At 47.7% G+C, this 17,599-nt stretch carries 19 protein-coding genes and 1 pseudogene; 8 read left to right on the plus strand and 12 right to left on the minus strand.

Features of this window, described 5'->3' with window-relative positions; translation table 11 throughout:
• The first annotated feature begins 68 nt into the window (after positions 1–68).
• Positions 69–254, plus strand: coding sequence for a (2Fe-2S)-binding protein (locus Q0Y54_RS06125; protein ID WP_297965323.1), 186 nt, complete (start codon positions 69–71; stop codon positions 252–254).
• Between the two features lie 18 nt (positions 255–272).
• Here the strand turns inward: Q0Y54_RS06125 and Q0Y54_RS06130 are convergent, their stop codons facing one another.
• From Q0Y54_RS06130 to Q0Y54_RS06145, 4 genes are all read right to left on the minus strand, one after another.
• Positions 273–1,052, minus strand: a complete 780-nt coding sequence (locus Q0Y54_RS06130) for a VWA domain-containing protein (protein WP_297965325.1) — start codon at positions 1,050–1,052, stop codon at positions 273–275.
• 92 nt (positions 1,053–1,144) lie between these two features.
• Positions 1,145–1,696 (minus strand): Uma2 family endonuclease, encoded by a 552-nt coding sequence (locus tag Q0Y54_RS06135; protein WP_297965328.1) that lies wholly within the window; start codon positions 1,694–1,696, stop codon positions 1,145–1,147.
• Between the two features lie 264 nt (positions 1,697–1,960).
• Entirely contained in the window at positions 1,961–2,140 is a 180-nt protein-coding gene (locus Q0Y54_RS06140) for a hypothetical protein (protein ID WP_297965359.1), read from the minus strand.
• Positions 2,100–2,321, minus strand: coding sequence for a PD-(D/E)XK nuclease domain-containing protein (locus tag Q0Y54_RS06145; protein ID WP_297965330.1), 222 nt, complete (start codon positions 2,319–2,321; stop codon positions 2,100–2,102). Before Q0Y54_RS06145 ends, Q0Y54_RS06140 begins: the two co-directional genes overlap by 41 nt.
• A 74-nt stretch (positions 2,322–2,395) precedes the next feature.
• Here Q0Y54_RS06145 and rsmH point away from each other — a divergent pair, with 74 nt between their 5' ends.
• Positions 2,396–3,490, plus strand: a complete 1,095-nt coding sequence (gene rsmH, locus Q0Y54_RS06150; protein ID WP_297965332.1) for a 16S rRNA (cytosine(1402)-N(4))-methyltransferase RsmH — start codon at positions 2,396–2,398, stop codon at positions 3,488–3,490.
• Between the two features lie 206 nt (positions 3,491–3,696).
• On the opposite strand, the gene Q0Y54_RS06155 is transcribed toward rsmH, so the two are convergent.
• The 4 genes from Q0Y54_RS06155 to Q0Y54_RS06170 all read right to left on the minus strand — a co-directional run bounded on the left by Q0Y54_RS06155 (position 3,697) and on the right by Q0Y54_RS06170 (position 8,807).
• Entirely contained in the window at positions 3,697–4,689 is a 993-nt protein-coding gene (locus tag Q0Y54_RS06155; RefSeq protein ID WP_297965334.1) for a TIGR01212 family radical SAM protein, read from the minus strand.
• 3 nt (positions 4,690–4,692) lie between these two features.
• Positions 4,693–6,357 carry a LytS/YhcK type 5TM receptor domain-containing protein gene (locus Q0Y54_RS06160; RefSeq protein WP_297965336.1) on the minus strand — a complete coding sequence of 555 codons (1,665 nt, stop codon included), beginning with the start codon at positions 6,355–6,357 and terminating at the stop codon, positions 4,693–4,695.
• Between the two features lie 33 nt (positions 6,358–6,390).
• The gene (locus tag Q0Y54_RS06165; RefSeq protein WP_297965338.1) at positions 6,391–7,146 is read right to left on the minus strand and encodes a LytTR family DNA-binding domain-containing protein; all 756 of its coding nucleotides are present in this window, start codon (positions 7,144–7,146) and stop codon (positions 6,391–6,393) included.
• 152 nt (positions 7,147–7,298) lie between these two features.
• Positions 7,299–8,807, minus strand: a complete 1,509-nt coding sequence (locus Q0Y54_RS06170) for a DASS family sodium-coupled anion symporter (RefSeq protein ID WP_297965340.1) — start codon at positions 8,805–8,807, stop codon at positions 7,299–7,301.
• Between the two features lie 304 nt (positions 8,808–9,111).
• On the opposite strand from Q0Y54_RS06170, the gene Q0Y54_RS12635 reads away from it, so the two are divergent.
• Genes Q0Y54_RS12635 through Q0Y54_RS06180 form a run of 3 tightly spaced genes read left to right on the plus strand, consistent with a single transcriptional unit; the run spans position 9,112 to position 9,898 of the window.
• Positions 9,112–9,297, plus strand: a complete 186-nt coding sequence (locus tag Q0Y54_RS12635; protein WP_366072383.1) for a type II toxin-antitoxin system RelE/ParE family toxin — start codon at positions 9,112–9,114, stop codon at positions 9,295–9,297.
• Positions 9,298–9,330: 33 nt separating this feature from the next.
• Positions 9,331–9,618 carry a hypothetical protein gene (locus Q0Y54_RS06175; protein WP_297965342.1) on the plus strand — a complete coding sequence of 96 codons (288 nt, stop codon included), beginning with the start codon at positions 9,331–9,333 and terminating at the stop codon, positions 9,616–9,618.
• A gap of 52 nt (positions 9,619–9,670) precedes the next feature.
• On the plus strand, positions 9,671–9,898 hold the full coding sequence (locus tag Q0Y54_RS06180) for a hypothetical protein (protein WP_297965344.1): 228 nt from the start codon (positions 9,671–9,673) through the stop codon (positions 9,896–9,898).
• Between the two features lie 61 nt (positions 9,899–9,959).
• On the opposite strand, the gene Q0Y54_RS06185 is transcribed toward Q0Y54_RS06180, so the two are convergent.
• Both Q0Y54_RS06185 and Q0Y54_RS06190 read right to left on the minus strand, forming a co-directional pair.
• Positions 9,960–10,742, minus strand: a complete 783-nt coding sequence (locus Q0Y54_RS06185) for a hypothetical protein (RefSeq protein ID WP_297965347.1) — start codon at positions 10,740–10,742, stop codon at positions 9,960–9,962.
• A 203-nt stretch (positions 10,743–10,945) separates the two neighbouring features.
• Complete coding sequence (locus Q0Y54_RS06190) at positions 10,946–12,850, minus strand: B12-binding domain-containing radical SAM protein (protein ID WP_297965349.1); 1,905 nt, start codon at positions 12,848–12,850, stop codon at positions 10,946–10,948.
• A gap of 141 nt (positions 12,851–12,991) precedes the next feature.
• On the opposite strand from Q0Y54_RS06190, the gene Q0Y54_RS06195 reads away from it, so the two are divergent.
• Positions 12,992–13,264, plus strand: a complete 273-nt coding sequence (locus tag Q0Y54_RS06195; protein WP_297965351.1) for a hypothetical protein — start codon at positions 12,992–12,994, stop codon at positions 13,262–13,264.
• A 223-nt stretch (positions 13,265–13,487) separates the two neighbouring features.
• Here the strand turns inward: Q0Y54_RS06195 and Q0Y54_RS06200 are convergent, their stop codons facing one another.
• Together Q0Y54_RS06200 and Q0Y54_RS06205 are read right to left on the minus strand one after the other, a co-directional pair.
• Positions 13,488–14,357: a diacylglycerol kinase family protein gene (locus Q0Y54_RS06200; protein ID WP_297965353.1), complete on the minus strand. Its 870-nt coding sequence runs from the start codon at positions 14,355–14,357 to the stop codon at positions 13,488–13,490.
• Positions 14,358–14,402: 45 nt separating this feature from the next.
• Positions 14,403–16,061: a polysaccharide biosynthesis protein gene (locus Q0Y54_RS06205; protein WP_297965355.1), complete on the minus strand. Its 1,659-nt coding sequence runs from the start codon at positions 16,059–16,061 to the stop codon at positions 14,403–14,405.
• A gap of 154 nt (positions 16,062–16,215) precedes the next feature.
• On the opposite strand from Q0Y54_RS06205, the gene Q0Y54_RS06210 reads away from it, so the two are divergent.
• Both Q0Y54_RS06210 and Q0Y54_RS06215 read left to right on the plus strand, forming a co-directional pair.
• A complete protein-coding gene (locus Q0Y54_RS06210) occupies positions 16,216–17,046 on the plus strand; it encodes a DUF4931 domain-containing protein (RefSeq protein ID WP_297965357.1) in 831 nt (276 codons plus the stop codon).
• Positions 17,047–17,390: 344 nt separating this feature from the next.
• Positions 17,391–17,599: pseudogene (locus Q0Y54_RS06215) on the plus strand (sodium-dependent transporter); the annotation flags it as partial.

Below are 17,599 nucleotides of genomic sequence, written 5' to 3' on the forward strand. Positions count from 1 at the left end.
TAAGGGACTCGAGGTTTTTCTCTATTAACGAACAAATTCAACAAATACTAATCAGTGAGGTAAGCTGCATGAACAAAAGCAAAGAAGCCTGTCATTGCAAAAGTATAACCTATGGCATGCTTGAGGCTGCCATAAAGGCGGGCTATACCAATTATGAGGACCTGCAGGAAAAGCTCCGTTTTGGCACCTCCTGCGGTAAATGTCAGGAATTTATCCGCCATCTAATCAAGGAGCTGAGCACAAAAGCCCGATAGGGCACACCGCTCATGATTTTAATTGGCCCTCTTCCAATCTTCGCCAACACTGCCCTCTTCTCTCATTTCCTTGGCTGCCGCATCCATAAGCTCGAAGGATTGTCTTACCCCAGCCCCATTATGGTCAAAATTTACTGCATGGTCTGCGGTAATACCGATGGAAGCCGCCTCAGATACCGAATCGATATTTGCTCCCATAAAGATAAAATTCCACTTGTACTCCTGGGTAGCCTTCTCTATCATTGCCTTTACAGCTGCCTTGGTATATTCCACGCTGTTGTTTTCCTTGCCATCAGTCATTATGAAAAATAATACGCGGCGTTTGGCAGGGCAAATACCCTCCTTATTCATTTTGCCAAATGTATCTGTTACCGTTCTGCCCACTGCATCCAACAGGGCGGTCATCCCTCTGGCATAATATTCCTTATCGGTCAGCTCCGGCACCTTTTTTATATCCTTGCCATCCACCAGCTTTTCATATTGGTCGTCAAACAAAACGGTGGTAACCTCAGCACGGCCCTTTTCCTGCCGCTGCTTATCCAGGAACGAGTTATAGCCGCCTATGGTGTCCCCGGCTAAATGTCTCATTGAACCGGACCGGTCAAGGATACAGATAATCTGTACCGGCTCAGCAGCTGTCAGCTCACAGGCTGAAGTGTGCTGATGGGGCAATATATCAGCTTCCTTTATTTCCGTTCCCTGGCCGCCCGGCACAGCCTCCGCCGGCCCCCGTTGGGCAAAGCACATACCTGTGCTAAACACCAGCAGCGATACCAGCATTAATAAACATCTGTACATTTCATCATCCCCCTTAAATAGGCCTCCATTTGAGGCAATTACAGCTTGGGAAAATTATATCATCATATGACGCTATTACCAAGGGGAAAGTTTCAGATTTCAAATACTTCCTTGACCTTTATCTCCAGTTCATCATAAAGGCTGAGCTTCAGCGATAGCCGCTCCTGGGCTCTGTCCTCCTCGCTGAGTTCCTCCCACTCCTCCTCAGATATGTTATGGTAGGTTTCCTCAAGCTCAAGCTTCCCATCCTTCAACAAATATACATCAATGGACTCCGCCTTGGGGTCGATGATCCAGTATTCCTTGACCCCGTATTTCTCATAAACGCGCATCTTCACCGTCAGGTCACGCTTCTTGGTGCTGCGGGACAGCACCTCTGCCACAAAATCCGGAGCACCGTGGATGTAGCTGCTCTTTATCTGCTCAGGCCGGCAGACAATGGCAAGGTCTGGGATAAATTTATTTTTTTCATCGAAACGTACCTCTGCCTCAAACATCACTTTGCAACGCTTGCCCCTGAGAAAGTTCCTGATGATGGTGAACAAATTCCCCTGTATGAAGATGTGCTTCATATTGGCGGGGCTCATATCATACACCACCCCGTCAATCAGCTCAGACTTCTGATAATCTGCCAATGCTTCCATACCTCATGCCCCCTTGAATAATAGTCAAAAGCCTCCCTATGCCTAAATTCTAGCACAGGGAGGCCCTTTTTACTACGAAATCTTAGCGAATCAAATCCGAAGGATACAGATGAGCTTTAGATTTCGTTGTAAGGGCGTAGTGCGAATAACGTTTCGCACGAAGTTTACTACGAAATCTTAGCGAATCAACAGATGAGCTTTAGATTTCGTTGTAAGGGCGTAGTGCGAAACACCGTTTCGCACGAAGTTTTCTATCAAATTCCGTCAGAACACCTTCCCGGCTATGAACCAAATTCTGCCACGGCTCTCTGCATCCTTGGACATAAGCTGGTGGGAGCCGATGGGTTGGGCATAGTCAAGGGGGGCGAACCAGTCGCCGAGGTGGGTGCAGGTTACAGTTCCCTCAGTCCTGAGCCAGCCACATCTTTTTTCCACAGAAGGCAATGCCGTACCTCCATACCGCCCTCACCCCCTGCCGGGATAATTGGGCGGGATAAGCCTTTGCCTCGATTTGGGCCAGTGCTCCTCGGGCCGCCTCCTCCATCTCCCCTTCTTCCTTGACGATCTCCAGCTCCAGGACAGACCTGGCACGGCCAATATAGATGAAACTCCCCCGAATTGCCACCCCCCGGGAAATTTTGATATAATTTTTGGGGACAGCAGACAAGGAATTTTTGAAGGTAAAGCGAAGGAGCAAATATGGACACAAATAGCACGAATAATCCGACGGAAAATATATCGGCTCAGGAGCCGGGAACGGTGCATAAGCGGCGGGTTCGCTACAGTGGGAAATATCCCAAAAAATTTAGCGAAAAATATAAGGAACTAAATCCGGAAAAATACGGCGACGAAATACAGCATGTTATGGCCAAGGGAAATACCCCGGCGGGCATGCATATTCCAATTATGGTAAAGGAAATTCTGGAGGTATTGGCCATACAGCCAGGGGAACAGGGCTTTGACGGCACCCTGGGCTACGGTGGACACACCAAGGCTATGCTGGACCAGCTGCAGGGAAGGGGCCATCTTTACAGTGGCGATGTGGATGCCATTGAAGAAGCCAAAACGGAAGCCCGGCTGCGGCAGGAGGGCTATGGGAAAGATATTTGGACGCCACGGCTTATGAATTTTTGTGAAATCGACCAGCTAGCCCAGGAGGTAGGTGGCTTTGATTTTGTGTTGGCCGACCTGGGAGTCTCCTCCATGCAAATCGATAACCCGGAGCGGGGATTCACCTATAAGGCTGATGGGCCATTGGATTTGCGGTTAAATTCCCAAAGTGGCCAAACAGCCGCCCAGCGCCTGCTGGAGGTCAGCCGGGATGAGCTGGCGGGCATGTTCATCGAAAACGCCGACGAGCCCTATGCCGAGGAAATAGCCCGCCAAATATACAACGATTTAAAACGGGGCATCAAAATAGCCACCACCCGGGCCCTGCACGAAGAAATTGTCAAGGCCCTGCAAAGGATCAAAATGCCCAAGGAGGACCGAGAGCTGGCCATAAGAAAATCCAGTGCCAGAGTGTTCCAGGCCCTGCGCATTGATGTAAACCACGAATTTGAGGTTCTCTACGAATTCATGGAAAAGCTGCCTGATGCCCTGCGGGAGGGCGGCCGGGCAGCCATTCTCACCTTCCATTCCGGGGAGGACCGCATCGTAAAAAAAGCCTTTCAGTCTCTAAAACGGGCGGGTATATATCGTGATATTGCCCCCCAGGTTATCCGTCCCAGCAGGGAGGAATGCTATAACAACAGCCGGGCCCACTCCACCAAGCTGCGCTGGGCCATAAAATGATAACTTATTCAGGTGGAGCTATAACTCCATCTGAATTTAGTTGAATTCTACCCAGGGCGAAGGGCGGTTTAACCTCCACCTCAAGGAACGGAGCACCAGCCCCTCTTAACAACGAATAAAGGAACGGAGCACCAGCCCCTCTTAGCAGCGAATAAAAAAGCCCCATTCAGTTGGAGCCTTATGCTCTCCCTGAATGCGGCTGCCCCTTAGCCGCTGAATTGTTTCAGGGCGGCACCGTTCAAGTAATCACAGCAATCCCCCTGCCTAAGGCCCTGTTCCTCCATCTGGCGGATAATGCCGTCACGGATTTTGAACCAGCCGGTGGACCAGTTGCTAAACAGGGTGTTTTCCGCCGGGGCCCGGCCTATTAGCCGCTGCAACACAATATCCGGAGACAGATGGCGCAAAAAGAGAATTACCCGCCTTTGGTATTCGTCCCGGCCAATAAGCTCCAGCTCCCCCTTTTCGTACTGCTTCGCCATGACCGTACCATTTACGATGTAAAGAGCATGGAGCTTTACCTGATCCAGCCGGAGAGCCGACATTATATGGGCCGCCTCCCTGGCATCCCGATCCGTATCCCAGGGCAAATTCAGGATTAAATGGGCACAGGTCTGCAGCCCATATTTTTTTACCCGTAAAACAGCGTCAATAAATTCCGCCAGACTGTGGCCCCGGTTGATTTTATCCAAGGTATGGTAATTTACCGTCTGAAGCCCCAGCTCCACACAAATATCTATATTGTATTTACGGGCCATATCCTGCATTACCTGCAAATAATCCTCCCGTACACAATCGGGCCTGGTGGCAATATATACCGCCACTACCCCCTCCGCCTGGGCCGCTTCCTGCAAGAAGCCTGCAAATTGCTCCAGGGGCATATAGGTATTGGTGAAATTTTGAAAATAAGGAATAAACTTAGTGGCCTTGTATTTGGGTACGATATGGGCCTTGTTGGCAGCTATTTGCTCCGTAATGCTCATTTCCGCCGGGAGATTTTCGTACCCTGCGCCAATTTCCCCGCAAAAGCTACACCCCCCCACGCCCCGGCTTCCATCCCTGTTGGGACAGGTCCAGCTTTGCGTCACCCCATTATCATCAATATATGATGGATTAAGGGCTATGGGCAATTTATAAGTCTTCTCCCCATAGCGATTTATCAAGTATTCAGAAAATGTATTGTATACTGAGTCAGTCATAAATTATTTTCTCTCCAATGGAATTTTATAGATAACTTCGGTACCTTCACCCTTTTGGGAATGAAGCTCCAAGCTGCCCCGGCCGGAATACAGGCTGGCAATGCGATGACGCACATTGGATAATCCAATGCCCCCAGTCTTATCCTCCATCAGCTTCTGCCGCTCCTCCTCTGTCATGCCAATGCCATTATCCGCCACCCGCACCACCAGCTTATCAGCCTCAGCCTTAATGCTGATATCCAGCTGGCAGTCAGCCGGTTTGGAAAACAGCCCATGCAGCAGGGCATTCTCTACTATAGGCTGCAGGGAAAAGGTTGGTAACAGGTATGCTTCTATGGCAGGATTCACGTCAAGATTTACCGATAAGCGTGAACCAAAGCGAACCTTTAAAATCTCAATATAGGCGGCTACACTGGAGAATTCCTCCTCCACCGTCACCTTGTCCTCATGCTTGGCAAAGCTGAAATGGAGCATTTCCGACAGCTCCTCCAGCAGCATACGGGCCGTGTCCGGTGCCGTTCGGCAGAAAGACATTATATTGGATAAAGTGTTGAATAGGAAATGTGGATTTATCTGGGCCCGCAAGGCCTTTAATTCCGCCCGTTCCGCCAATGTCTTCTGCTGATCCAGCTCATGAATAGCCAGCTGACGGGACAGGAACTGGGCCAAATCCTTTACCAGCTGCACCTCAGACATTGACAGGCTGTTTTTGTGGCTCCGATACAGCTTTAAGGTGCCTACAGCCTTGTCCTTGGGCATTAAGGGTGCCACTACGCCACACACCAGGGGGCAATGTGGCTCCGGACATTGGGCCCCATCCTGAAATACCACAATTTCCCTTGTAGTAAGGGCTTCCGTGGTAGCCGGAGATAAAATTTTCCCTCCTGGCAAATGATGGTCATTGCTTACGCCGATAAAGGCCAAAATCTTCTTGTCATCTGTTATGGAAACGGCATCCACCTTGGTCAGATGGTAAATCAGCTCCACCACCCTTTGGGCACTGTCATTGGACAGTCCTGACCGCAGCCATTTCAAGGTCTTCCCGGCTATGGACAGGGCCAAGTGAGCCGATCGTGCTCCGCTCAGCTCGGATTGGAGCTGCATATCCTTTAAAATCATTACAAACAGGGTGGTTCCTACTATTGTTACCATGGTGGTAGGAATTGCTGCAGCTTTCTCAAAGGCCAGGGCCGCCTCAAAGGGCTTGGCAAAGGCCAGGGTCAATCCCTTTTGAATAAGCTCTGCCATCAAAGCCATCCCCGCCGCCATACGCCAATCCAACCGATGGAAGCCCACCCTTTGCCGCAGCAAGCCAGCCATAATCCCCACCATAAAGGTAGCCACCGCACAGGAGGAGGCGGTAAAGCCTCCCAGACTGTAACGATGAAGGGCACCAATCAATCCCACGCTGGCTCCTACCCAGGGACCGCCAATTATGCCTCCCATAAGGGTTCCCACTATACGGGTACTGGCCAGAGCCCCCTCCAGACGGGTGCCATAATATGATGAAATGATGGATAACAATGAAAATACTGTCGTAAATACCGCCCAGGACTTCCACGTCACTGGTTTCGTGGCCATGGTCATGGCCTTGCGATTACGCCCCAACAAATAGGCTGCTATCGTGGAAATGCACACATCTCCCAGTAAATCAAACAATAACTCCATGATATCACTTCCAATCCCCCTGGTATCTCAATCTCACTTGATTCCCAAGACCTGTCGTACCTCTGATATATGCTTGCGGCTGACTGGTATTTCCGTACCAGCTCCATCTCTCAAATTCAAAACGTAAGAGCCGTGGAACCAGGGAATAACCTTGACTATAGCCTCAGTGTTCACTATATATTGCCGATGGACCCGCAAAAACAGCTCCGGATCCAACAGCTCCTCCAATTCCGCCAAGGTCATGGACAGCTGAAAATCCCCCTCCCCAGTACGCAGGAAAACCAGTTTTTCCTTAACATAGGCCAGCAGAATATCCCGCTGCTGAACAGGAACCAGTGCCTCACCCTTTTGCACACTTATGGGATGATAATGATGTGTCTCTGCAGCAGACACGACCCGCCCCGTTGATTCATTATTTTCAACCAAAGAAAAGAGAGACTGCACCTTTTTTAGAGCCTTGGTGAGCCTCGCCTGTCCCAATGGCTTGGTAAGATAGGCCACTGCAGAGGTTTCAAAGGCCGGCAGGGCATATTCCTCATAAGCTGTGACAAAAATAATCATAATATTTAATTTTAAGGTGCTCAAACACTCGGCAAATTCCAGTCCGCTCATACCCGGCATTTTTATATCCAAAAATAGGAGGTCGCAGGGATTTTGCTGCAGATAAGCCAAGGCCTGCTGACTTTGTTGGAAGGTGGCCACCACCTGAACCTCCGGATGGGCCTCCAGCAAATACGCAATATCATCGCAAATAGGCTGCTCGTCATCAACTATCACTGTACGCAGCATCTATCATCACCCTTTCCTGTACAAAAGCCTGCCTTCCTACCAGCTTTTATTCTATCATTTGCAACAGTGCAATTCAATTAACTAAAGGGAGAAAGCCCAGCTTCCTCCCCTTTAGGAATAAAACCTATTTTATTTTTTGGGTTGTATACTTATCAGAAAATCCCCAAGAACCTCCAATAAGTCTGTGAGAATAACAACAACAGCAGGTAACCGATAATGGTAATTGGCAAGCCAACCTTGATGCAATCCTTGGCCGTAAAGGTCTCAGTAGCAAAGGCCAAAATACCCTGTGGGGAATTAACCGGCAAAATAAAGCCGAAGCTGACTACAAACTGCAATACCATGGTAATGCCCACAATATTCAGCAAAGGATTATCCAAGCCCTGCAGCACTGCGATCATTATTGGAATCATGGAGGAGGCTACAGCTGTGGCACTGGCAAAGCCTATATGTACAACGATAAGGAACAGAGCCAAAATGGCAAATACCATAAATAAGCTCATACCGGCCAGGCCAAAGCCCATGGAGAGCTGATTGGCCAACCAGGAGGCTGCCTGGGTTGACAGCAGGGCAGAACCCATACTGATACCAATGCCGAACAGTACCAAGGTACCCCAGGAAATACGGGACTGTGCTTCCTTCCAGGTCATTATACCGATTCCCGGCATAAACATTAATGTAATGGCGATTACTGTGGAGGTGGTGGTATCCAACGGATGAAGGATTTTTTCTGTTACCCAGAGGAACAGCAAGCCAATGGAAATCAGCATCAGCTTCTTCTCAGAGGTCTTCATTGGACCCAATTCCTTCCGCGCCTCCTTAACTGTGGCATCCCCGCCAGCCACCTCGTTCATCTCCGGTGGCAAAATCTTCCAGCAAAGAAAATATAGAACTACAGACATAATGGCGGCATAAGGGGCCGCTGCGATAAACCACTCAGTCCAGGTAATGTTGGCTCCCAGCTGCTTGTCGATAAATCCAAGGGCTACCATGTTCTGGGCCGCTGCTGTCTTGATACCGATATTCCAGATACTGGCCGCATGCACTGTGGCAATCATCAAAAGGGCGGCAAAGCGGCTGTTCCGCTCCATCTTAAAGGCAGCGATAATACCGAGAACGATTGGGACTATACAGCCTACACGGGCTGTGGTACTAGGAACGAAGAAGGCCAGTACAAAGCCTACAAAAATCATACCTGCCAAAATCCTGTTGGTCTTTGCTCCCACCTTGGACAGAACAAACAGGGCTATCCGCTTGTCCAGTCCCGTGTGCATCATGCCGGCTGCCAAAAACAGGGCCGCCCCTACCAGAACCGTTCCGCTGGCGCTAATTCCCGTAAAAGCTGTTTTAATTGCGCTGGATGTACCCATAAGAGCTGTGGGGTCCTGCGGGTTCGGGGACAGGCCCAGACACAGAAGCATTAAAGTGGCGATAATAGTGGCACTGACTGGATATGATACCGTTTCTGTAATCCAGATAATAACCGCAAATACCAATATCCCCAGCATACGATGCCCGGCTGTGGTAAGGTCCGCCGGGGTTGGCAGCATAAAGATAGCGGCCATTGCCATAAAGCCAATTAGCAGACCATACTTTTTAAATAATGATGACATAGAAACTGGCTGAAATACCATCTCTTTCATTTCATGGGATAATTCCATACTACACACCTCCTAAATATAAATTCATTGCTTCATTTTGTAAAATAGTACAATTTTCTTATGGTTAGTATAATATTTCGGTATAGTATAAACGATAAAATTTCGCCCATTGGTCCAAATTCCCTCCTGAACGACAAAAAAGAGGTGTTGAATTATCCTCATTAATAAAAAATTTCTTATTAGATGCTATTTGGATTGATGAGGAAGGTGAAGAATCTTGTAGGAAAACTATTTTAGAGGCTGTAAGTTGATGGAGTTAGTATGAAAAGATTATTATTTACATTTGATCTAAATCAAGCAGAACTTGCAAAATACTACCCTGGCAAATCCCCTATGTGAACCTTTGACAGGAAATTTAGGTGGTTTATGGAGATATAGGGTTGAAAATTTTAGAATTGTTGCAAAAATTAAAGATGATAAATACATTGTTTTAGCTATACACATAGAACATCGAAGTAAAGTATACAAAAAGAGTAATTTAAAATATTGATAATTAACACGATAATAAGAAAGGATGATAGATATGGGTGATTTTGCTGATACTTTTTCTTTTAGAGCAGCTGGTGAAGCACGAGAGGCTGCTAAAGCTGCGGATTCTAGCCTGAATGCAAGCCTCACTCTCCTTCAGATGGTTTCTGAAATGAGAGATTGGGAAACTGGGAGATTTAATGAAGTTATTAGATCCCTTAATAATCGAGCTGCCCAAATGGATGATTTAAAATCTGAAATTAACGATTTGAAAGCACAGGTTGCTGGATTACAAAATAGACTTTATAATGAGCAGAAAAAGGATAAAGGGATTACCAGATAATTGCCAACGTACTCTATTAGTGATAAAATAAGTATAAGAAAAGAGGCAGTTGATGTTTGCACCATCAGCTCCCTCCGAAATAAATCGTTTAGGAACCGGCACACAACCGGTTCCGTTTTTACTTACAGAAGATTACTTTCTGAAAAACCCTAGAAATGATACTAAGAGATTTAGCAGGGCTATCAACAAGGATAGCTTTTCGTATTTGCTCATAGCATCACCTCCCCATAAAGGATGGGAAGGAACCGATGACATCAATGCCTCTTATGTTGCATTATAACAAATATCTATTTTCTACTCAAATTAAAGAGGATAGCCAATGAAGGCTATCCTCCTTTGTTTTAATCACGGGAATGTTCATCGTCATTCCCATTATTGTTAGGCTGTTGAGTCTGCCTATTATAATAGTCCTGCCCCAATAAAGTAATTGCCTCATGAATTTGGGCGACTTGTGAAACAACTTGTTGTAATTGCGGTTGTGTTTCTTGTTCTCTGGTTTCCCCATGAATAGCTTTGTCAAAACCGCCAGCCAAGTTTCTGCCCTTACCGTAGGCTTCTATAATACTCCCTGCCGAGGTAGACATCAACAACGCCTTGGCAAGGTAAGCGGCTCGGCCGCCTCCACCACTGCCTGAACGGTTTGACTGACTTTGACTTGGCCCACTTGGACCGCCACTATTGCCGCCGGATGCAGCTTGCGGAGCATTCTGTCTTATGCTTCCGGCAGCGGTGTCAGTATTAGCACTTTGCTCACTGGCTCCGGTAGCTGTATCACCATTACCAACAGTCTGCTCAGATGCCTCATTTGCCTTGTCTTCTGCCTTATCATCCTCCTTGTTTTTGGCCTTATTCATCTTTTCGGCCATATCCTGTGGCTGATAATTCCCCTTTCGTATCCCCGGTTGAGGAACCCGAAGGAATTTCATTCTTACTGTCACTGCCAGCATCCTGGGCTTTGCCGTCTGAACCATCCTTATATACTTTCCCTGTATTAGGATCATATATGTAGCCAATTCCTTAGCTGCTGTCAATGCTCCAGCGGCACCACCTGTAGCAGCAGTGGCAAAAGCCATGGCGTCCTTCTCTTTGAATCCTCCATTGTTGTTATTAGTGAACTCCCCCACTTATAGAAGTGGAAGCTTCCTGATTCGTCGAGAACTGCGATATATTCCAAAGGGAATATATTCGTCTTACACACTCTCCACAGGCGTAACTTTCCGCAGTCCCTGCGGTAGTTGTGAAATCTATTGTATTTTTTTAAAGGAAGGAGTGGGCATTCCTCCCCGACTTATAGAAGTCAGGTCTACTGCCCGCGATAAGATGAAAACTAATCAGTTTTCTTGACTTGTAACGTCAGATTAAGCTCCATTACCCGGTCAAATACCCGTCTCTCGTAAATAAACAGCAGGGCCTTGGACTGTGGGACATCAAATATCTCGATATGGTATTTTTTGTTCAGCTCACGCCAGTTGGTGAATTTAAATCCCTCAAGAACAGCAGAAGCCCCCTGGCCATTGGGCAGCTTATCCCGCCAAAAGGCCGCTGTCTGCGCTTGATATTTTTCCCTGTTCCAATGCAGGAAGTCAGGCCGGTTCTGGCCGCTGTCTGCCGTAAGGGCGTCAAACCGCATGAGATTGTCCATAATGAGGCGATGGGTCTGGGCCGACCTATCCCGATGGTTCTGGCCCGACTTATCCCGGTGGGTCTCTGCCGACCAATCTATTGCGCCAGCCGGCGGACCATTGCCCACATCGGCCTTTAAAACCATTTCAAAGAACTCCCACAGATAACCATAAAGCTGTTTGGCACTGACGGCCCGCCTATGATTTCCCAGCTTTTCCCAATAATCGGTAAAGCGGGAATAGAACTGGAAGGCATCCCCGCCAAAGAAGTGCTCAATCAGATATTCCGTGGCCCTCAGGCAGCGGCCCCCATTATAATACAGCTCAAACACCTGCTCAAAAATATGGAGCCAACGAATTTCCCCATAGTCCAGCACAGCATTGGACAATACCTCGTAGGGACCAATATCCATATATTCATAGTGATAGTCCGCCACCATATCCATCATGGCGGAGCCCTTTAGAAATTTCAAAAAGCCCAGCTGCAGCATATCCGTGTGCAGGCGGTACAAATCGTTAAAGGAGCGGCCAAAGGAGGCCAAATCCTCTCCGGGGAGGCCGATGATCAAATCCGTATGAATATGCATATTATGGTTCTTCTGCAGGGCCTTTATATTGCGGCAAATATCCTCCCAGTGATTTACCCGGGAAATGCGCCTCAAAACCGCTTTATTGGTGGTCTGAACCCCGATTTCCAGCTGCACCCGGCCCCTGGGCATGGATTGCAGCAGCGCGATGGTTTCCCCATCAAGATAATCCACGGCCACCTCAAAATGAAAATTGGTGCGGCAGGCCGGAGGCAAATTCCTGATATATTGGATTATGGGCAGGAAATGGGCCTTTTTGGCGTTAAAGGTCCGGTCCACAAATTTTACCTGACGCACGTCATGGGCCACAAAAAAGTCCAGCTCCCCCAAGACCTCCGCCAGGAGCCGGTAGCGAACCCCGGCTGTAGCACAGGACAGGCAATAGGCGCAGGAAAAGGGGCAGCCCCGGGAGGTTTCATAGTAAAGAATTTTCTCCCTGATTTCCGCCATTTCCGCCTCAATATACGGAAAGGGGAGCCTCAGTACAGAAGGTTCAAGCTTATCCATAACCGTTACCGCCTGTCCTTCGTGAATTACCGCCCCGGAGCCCGTCTCCAGGGCCCCTTCCCGCCAGGCAATGCCGGGATTTATCGGGACAGCCGTAAGCCTTCGATCCTTATTAACAGCCTGCTGATTAATAAGGAGCTCCAACAGCTCGCATATAGCCTCCTCGCCCTCTCCCCGAATTACAAAATCCACTGCGGGCTGTGCCTCCATAAATTCGGCCACGCCATAGGATACCTCCGGGCCACCGCAAATAATCAGGGTATTGGGCAAAACCTTCCTCACCAGTGGGAGAATATGTTTTACTAATTCAATGTTCCATATATAGCAGGCAATACCGATAATATCCGGCTGGTGAGCATATATTTCACTGAGAATATCCGGCACATAATTATTGATGGTCAGCTCCAAAATGTCCGACTCAATATTAAGTTGGGCCGCCGCCTGACGCAGATACCGAACGGTCAGGGAGGTATGGGAAAATTTGGCATTAAAGGCCAGCCAAAGAATTTTTTTCATAATAAGCTCCAACATTCATCACAAAATAAAAATTTTTTTCGGCAGGTACCAATATACCTGTTTCTTTGGTATAATATGGAAGGAAATGTACCGTTCGGAACGATACAGAGGACGGAATATGATAAAAGGAATGTGATAATAATGATACCAGAAAAATTTATGCAGATAGGTGCTGCCATTATGCAAAATCCGGAGATGCTCCAGAAGCTCAGTGAGGCCAAGAGCCCCCAGGAGGCCTATGAAATCGTAAAGGGCCTGTTGGATGGCATGACCCTGGAGGAATTCTTGGCTACTGCTGCTACCCTGGCCCCCCTTATTCCGGCTGACCTTACAGATGAGCAGCTGGCCGCCATGCCTGCCGGCAACATTATCAAGGCCTTTAAGGGCTGGGTGAAGGATTTGCCGCAGGCCTAATCCACATACTACTTACCATAGGTGCCGTAAAGCCCTTGGCTGTAGCCCTGGGGAGTAGGTCAACGCATGCCAACAAATGAATTGTTGTACCAAATTACATTAAAGGGACTGCCTCGGCAGTCCCTTTTTTACTCCTTATGCTTCACCACCCAGTCCCGGCACCCTCAACCACTGGGGGCCTCCTTCCATACTAAGAAACTGGAGCAAATCGCCTAAAATTCTATTAATAAAAGATATCCAATACCTGGGGTACAGTTTCAATCTTCAAGGGCAGCTTCGGCCCAACCTCACCATCAATATCGCTGGTAAGCTCCTCGGAGCACTCCACCTCAAAGGTAGAGGCCTGACGATAAATAACCTCCTTGCGCTGGGAAATATCCTTCCCGGCCAACAGCTCGGTGGTAACAATCATCAAATCCGCCACGTTGCACTGCTTCATAATAATCAGATCCAGCACCCCATCCTGTACACTGGCCTGAACCGCCGCATTTTTGAAGCTGGCCACCACGCTGGAATTAACCACCAAAAAGAGAAATGCCTTCTCGTGAAATTCCTCGGTTTCCGTGCGCACCGTCAGGTCAAAGGCCCGAAATTGGGGCAGGGTTTTCAGCCCATGCACATAGTAGGCCATTTTCCCAAAGGCATTCTTCAGGCGGGTATCCACCTCATGGGCAATGGAGGTCACCATACCGGCACTGGCCACATTAATAAAATAGGTATCCCCCACCTTGCCCAGATCAATTTTCATCGTATGCCCCGAGGCAATGCGATCAAAATATTCATCGGTATCCAGGCGCAGATAGGTGGCAAAATCATTGGAGGTACCGGTGCCAATAATACCCATGGGCAGCTTTAGGTTCTCCCTCATAATCAGATTTACGATTTCATGTACAGTACCATCCCCGCCGGCGGCAATAATACCATCAGGTGCTGCCAGCTTTATAAAATCCACCAGGTCCTTATTTTCCGGCGTCGTCCGATAGGGAATTACCATACAGCCCCGACTTTGCAGCTTATATATAATTTCATCAAGACGTTTCTTAAAAACGGCCTTGCCGGATACCGGATTATATACCAAAACCAGTTTCTTCATTATAAAATACAGCCTTTCTGTAAGGATAAAATGTAACCAAAAGAATTAGTCTTTGTATACGCCAAGCTTATGCATGGCTTTAATGCCAAAGCGACCAATCATTGGAATGCGGGCCATATCATCCTCCATCATCCCGCCAATCAGCAGCAATACGGTAAGATATACCACACAGCCCAGCAGACAGGCCCCCAGGGTCGAAATTATATTGCTTCCCCACAGGATCAGGGTATAATCATAGAAATACCACACCGACGCCGCCATAACGGCTGCCGCCACGATAGTTTTCAACAGCTGGGCCAGCTCCATACGATAGCCTATATATTTATATATAAAGAATAAATTTATAATTGCGGCCACACCGGTATCAGCTGCCGTTGCCCAGGCGGCACCCATAATCCCCAGCCAGGGCTTGGCTACCAGCACCCAGTTCAATACCACCTTGGCCACTGCCGCCACTATCATGTTAATCATCGGAATGGACGGATGCCCCAGGCCTTGAAGCACTGCCGTGGACACCTGATGAAGCCCCAGCAAAACAATACTTACCGCCGACACCATAATGGCGGGCCCAGCATTTGGTGCATTATAAATTAATGAAGCAATTGGCGTTGCCAAGACAAATACCACTACAAAGGCCGGAAAACAAACCGCATTGGAAATCCGAATTCCCGAGGCAGTCTGGCTGAATACCAGGTTGGCATCCTGCAGGGCCCGGGCCTTGGAAATGGCCGGTACCAGGCTTACCGCCAGGGAGGCCGTTATAATGGTGGCCAAATTAACCAGGGGAACGGCCATACCAGTCAAATAACCAAACAACTCCGTAGCCTCATTGACACTATATCCGGCTACCTCCAGCCGCTGTGGCACAATTGCCAAATCCAGATTGGATACCACCGGCAGCATTATACTGGCGGCGGATACCGGCAGAGACAGGGCGAAAATCCGCTTGATGATCCCCCAATTGGAGGTTTTTGCCGTTTCGGGCAGGGGCTGCAAATCATGACCAAATTCGCTGACAATGTCCCGTTCCAGCTTCCAGTGGAAATATACCAAAACGATGAGGCCCGTTACCGCACCGGCAAAGGCCCCCAGGCTGGCTCCCGCTGCCGCAAAATCCAGGCCATAGGGCAGAAACAGGCTGGCAAACATAATCATGGTAACCACCCGGAAAATCTGCTCCACAATCTGGGACACTGCCGTTGGAGTCATGCGCTGCCAGCCCTGAAGATAACCCCGAGAGCTGGCCAGCAGGGTAACAAAGAAAATAGCCGGTGCCAAAGCTACTACCGACCAGTAGGCCCGGGCATCACGAATGAAATGGAAATCAATAAGCCACTGGGCCCCAAAGTAAGTCAGCAGGGAAAACAAAATACCCGTTACAAACATCAGGGACATGGATACCTTAAAAACCCGCTTTGCCCCCAAAATATCCTTCAGGGCCACCCGCTCAGCGGTAATAATGGAAATCGCCACCGGCACGCCGGCTGTCGAAACACTTAAAGCAAAAAAATAGATTGGAAAGGCCATCTGATACAAGCCGATACCTTCGCCCCCTAAAATACGGGAGACAAAAATCCAGTTCAAGGAGCCAATTACCTTTACTACAATACCGGCCACGGTCAATATCAGGGTCCCCTTCAGCAGAGACTCACCCTTATTATCTTTATTATTTTCAGAAACATCCTGAGTACTAATTTTGCTCACACCCTCATAGGTAATAAAATAGTTGTACGCCACCCCAATATTGTGCTTTAATAATAGGTGTAGCTGGTAAATTCTTCTGTTATGGCATAATAAGCCATGCTAAAAAATTATATCACTTACAGTCATAGACTGCAAGCACGCGAGGAGTCTATAAATGGAAATCAACATAATTAACTTCAACACCACCATTGGGGTAAAGAAGCCGCGGACCATACAGGGGATCGCCAACACCATTGACTGCCCCTTTTGTGACGTTGAGCATCTGGTGAATATTATTGACACCGATGACAATATCATACTATTAAAAAACAAATATAACGTCATGGAGCCCTCCGATCAGTTGGTGCTTATTGAAACTGACCAATGTAAATCGGATATCCCCGATTATCCCAAGGAGCAGATGCGTCGGGTAATTCATATGGGGGTAAAGCATTGGATAGAGATGCTGAATTGCGGCAAATACCGCTCAGTAATTTTCTTCAAAAATTTCGGTCCCATGTCCGGCGGAACCATTCAGCATCCCCATATGCAGCTTGTGGGGTATCCGGAGCTTGATCCGGAGCTGATGTTTGACCCGGTGGAATTTGAGGGACTGAAAATATATGAGAGACAGGGGGTGGAGCTGAATACCTCCACCAATCCCCGGATCGGCTTCTCCGAATACAATCTGGTATTGCATGATGAAGCCTATGCAGGCCTTGAAACAGAGCAGGCGGCCCTTACCCCACGGGAGGAGAGCCTTAATTTATTGGCTGACCTAATAAAGGAAACCGTAACCTTTATGAAAAACTATTTTAAGCGGCCTAATTTTAGCTACAATCTGTTTTTTTATAATGTAGAAAAGCAAATGCGGGTAAAGATTATGCCACGCTTTGCCACGCCGCCAATGTACGTTGGTTACAACATTCACCTTCGGCCCACCTCCATTCCGTCCTTTGCAGAAAATTTAAAAAACCATCTAAAGGAGCAGGGGTATTTCCAATAGCCTGTTTTTTCACCGTCTGAAGCTCAATATTTTTAATAAAATAAACCGAAATTACTTTTACCAAAGGTAATCTCGGTTTATTTTATTTAACGTCTATTCACATTGGCCTAATGTACACCTTTTATACTATACTTCTTTGTGTATTGTACACATATTTGTTTCGTATTTTTTCATTTTTTATTTATAATTGCGGCAAAAAGTGCATAAATACTAGTTATTATGAAACTGTATTCTGTTTCAAATTATGTTACAGGTTTACACACATCCCCTTAAATTTGCTTCACTTTTTATTTTTAGTGTGATATAATTACGCTCGTACACTAAAAAGGAGAGAGGTTTTGATTATGGAATCAAGAAAATCTTTTGGTGGATCCTTTGGATTTGTTCTGGCCGCTGCCGGTTCTGCAGTAGGCCTTGGTAATATCTGGAGATTCCCTTACCTCGCTGCCAAGGATGGCGGCGGACTTTTTTTACTTATTTATCTTATTTTACTGCTGACCTTCGGCTTTGCACTTCTTACCACGGAAATTGCCATTGGCCGTAAGACGAAGCA

This window comes from uncultured Anaerovibrio sp. (genome assembly GCF_947302755.1).
Classification (GTDB): Bacteria; Bacillota; Negativicutes; order Selenomonadales; family Selenomonadaceae; genus Anaerovibrio.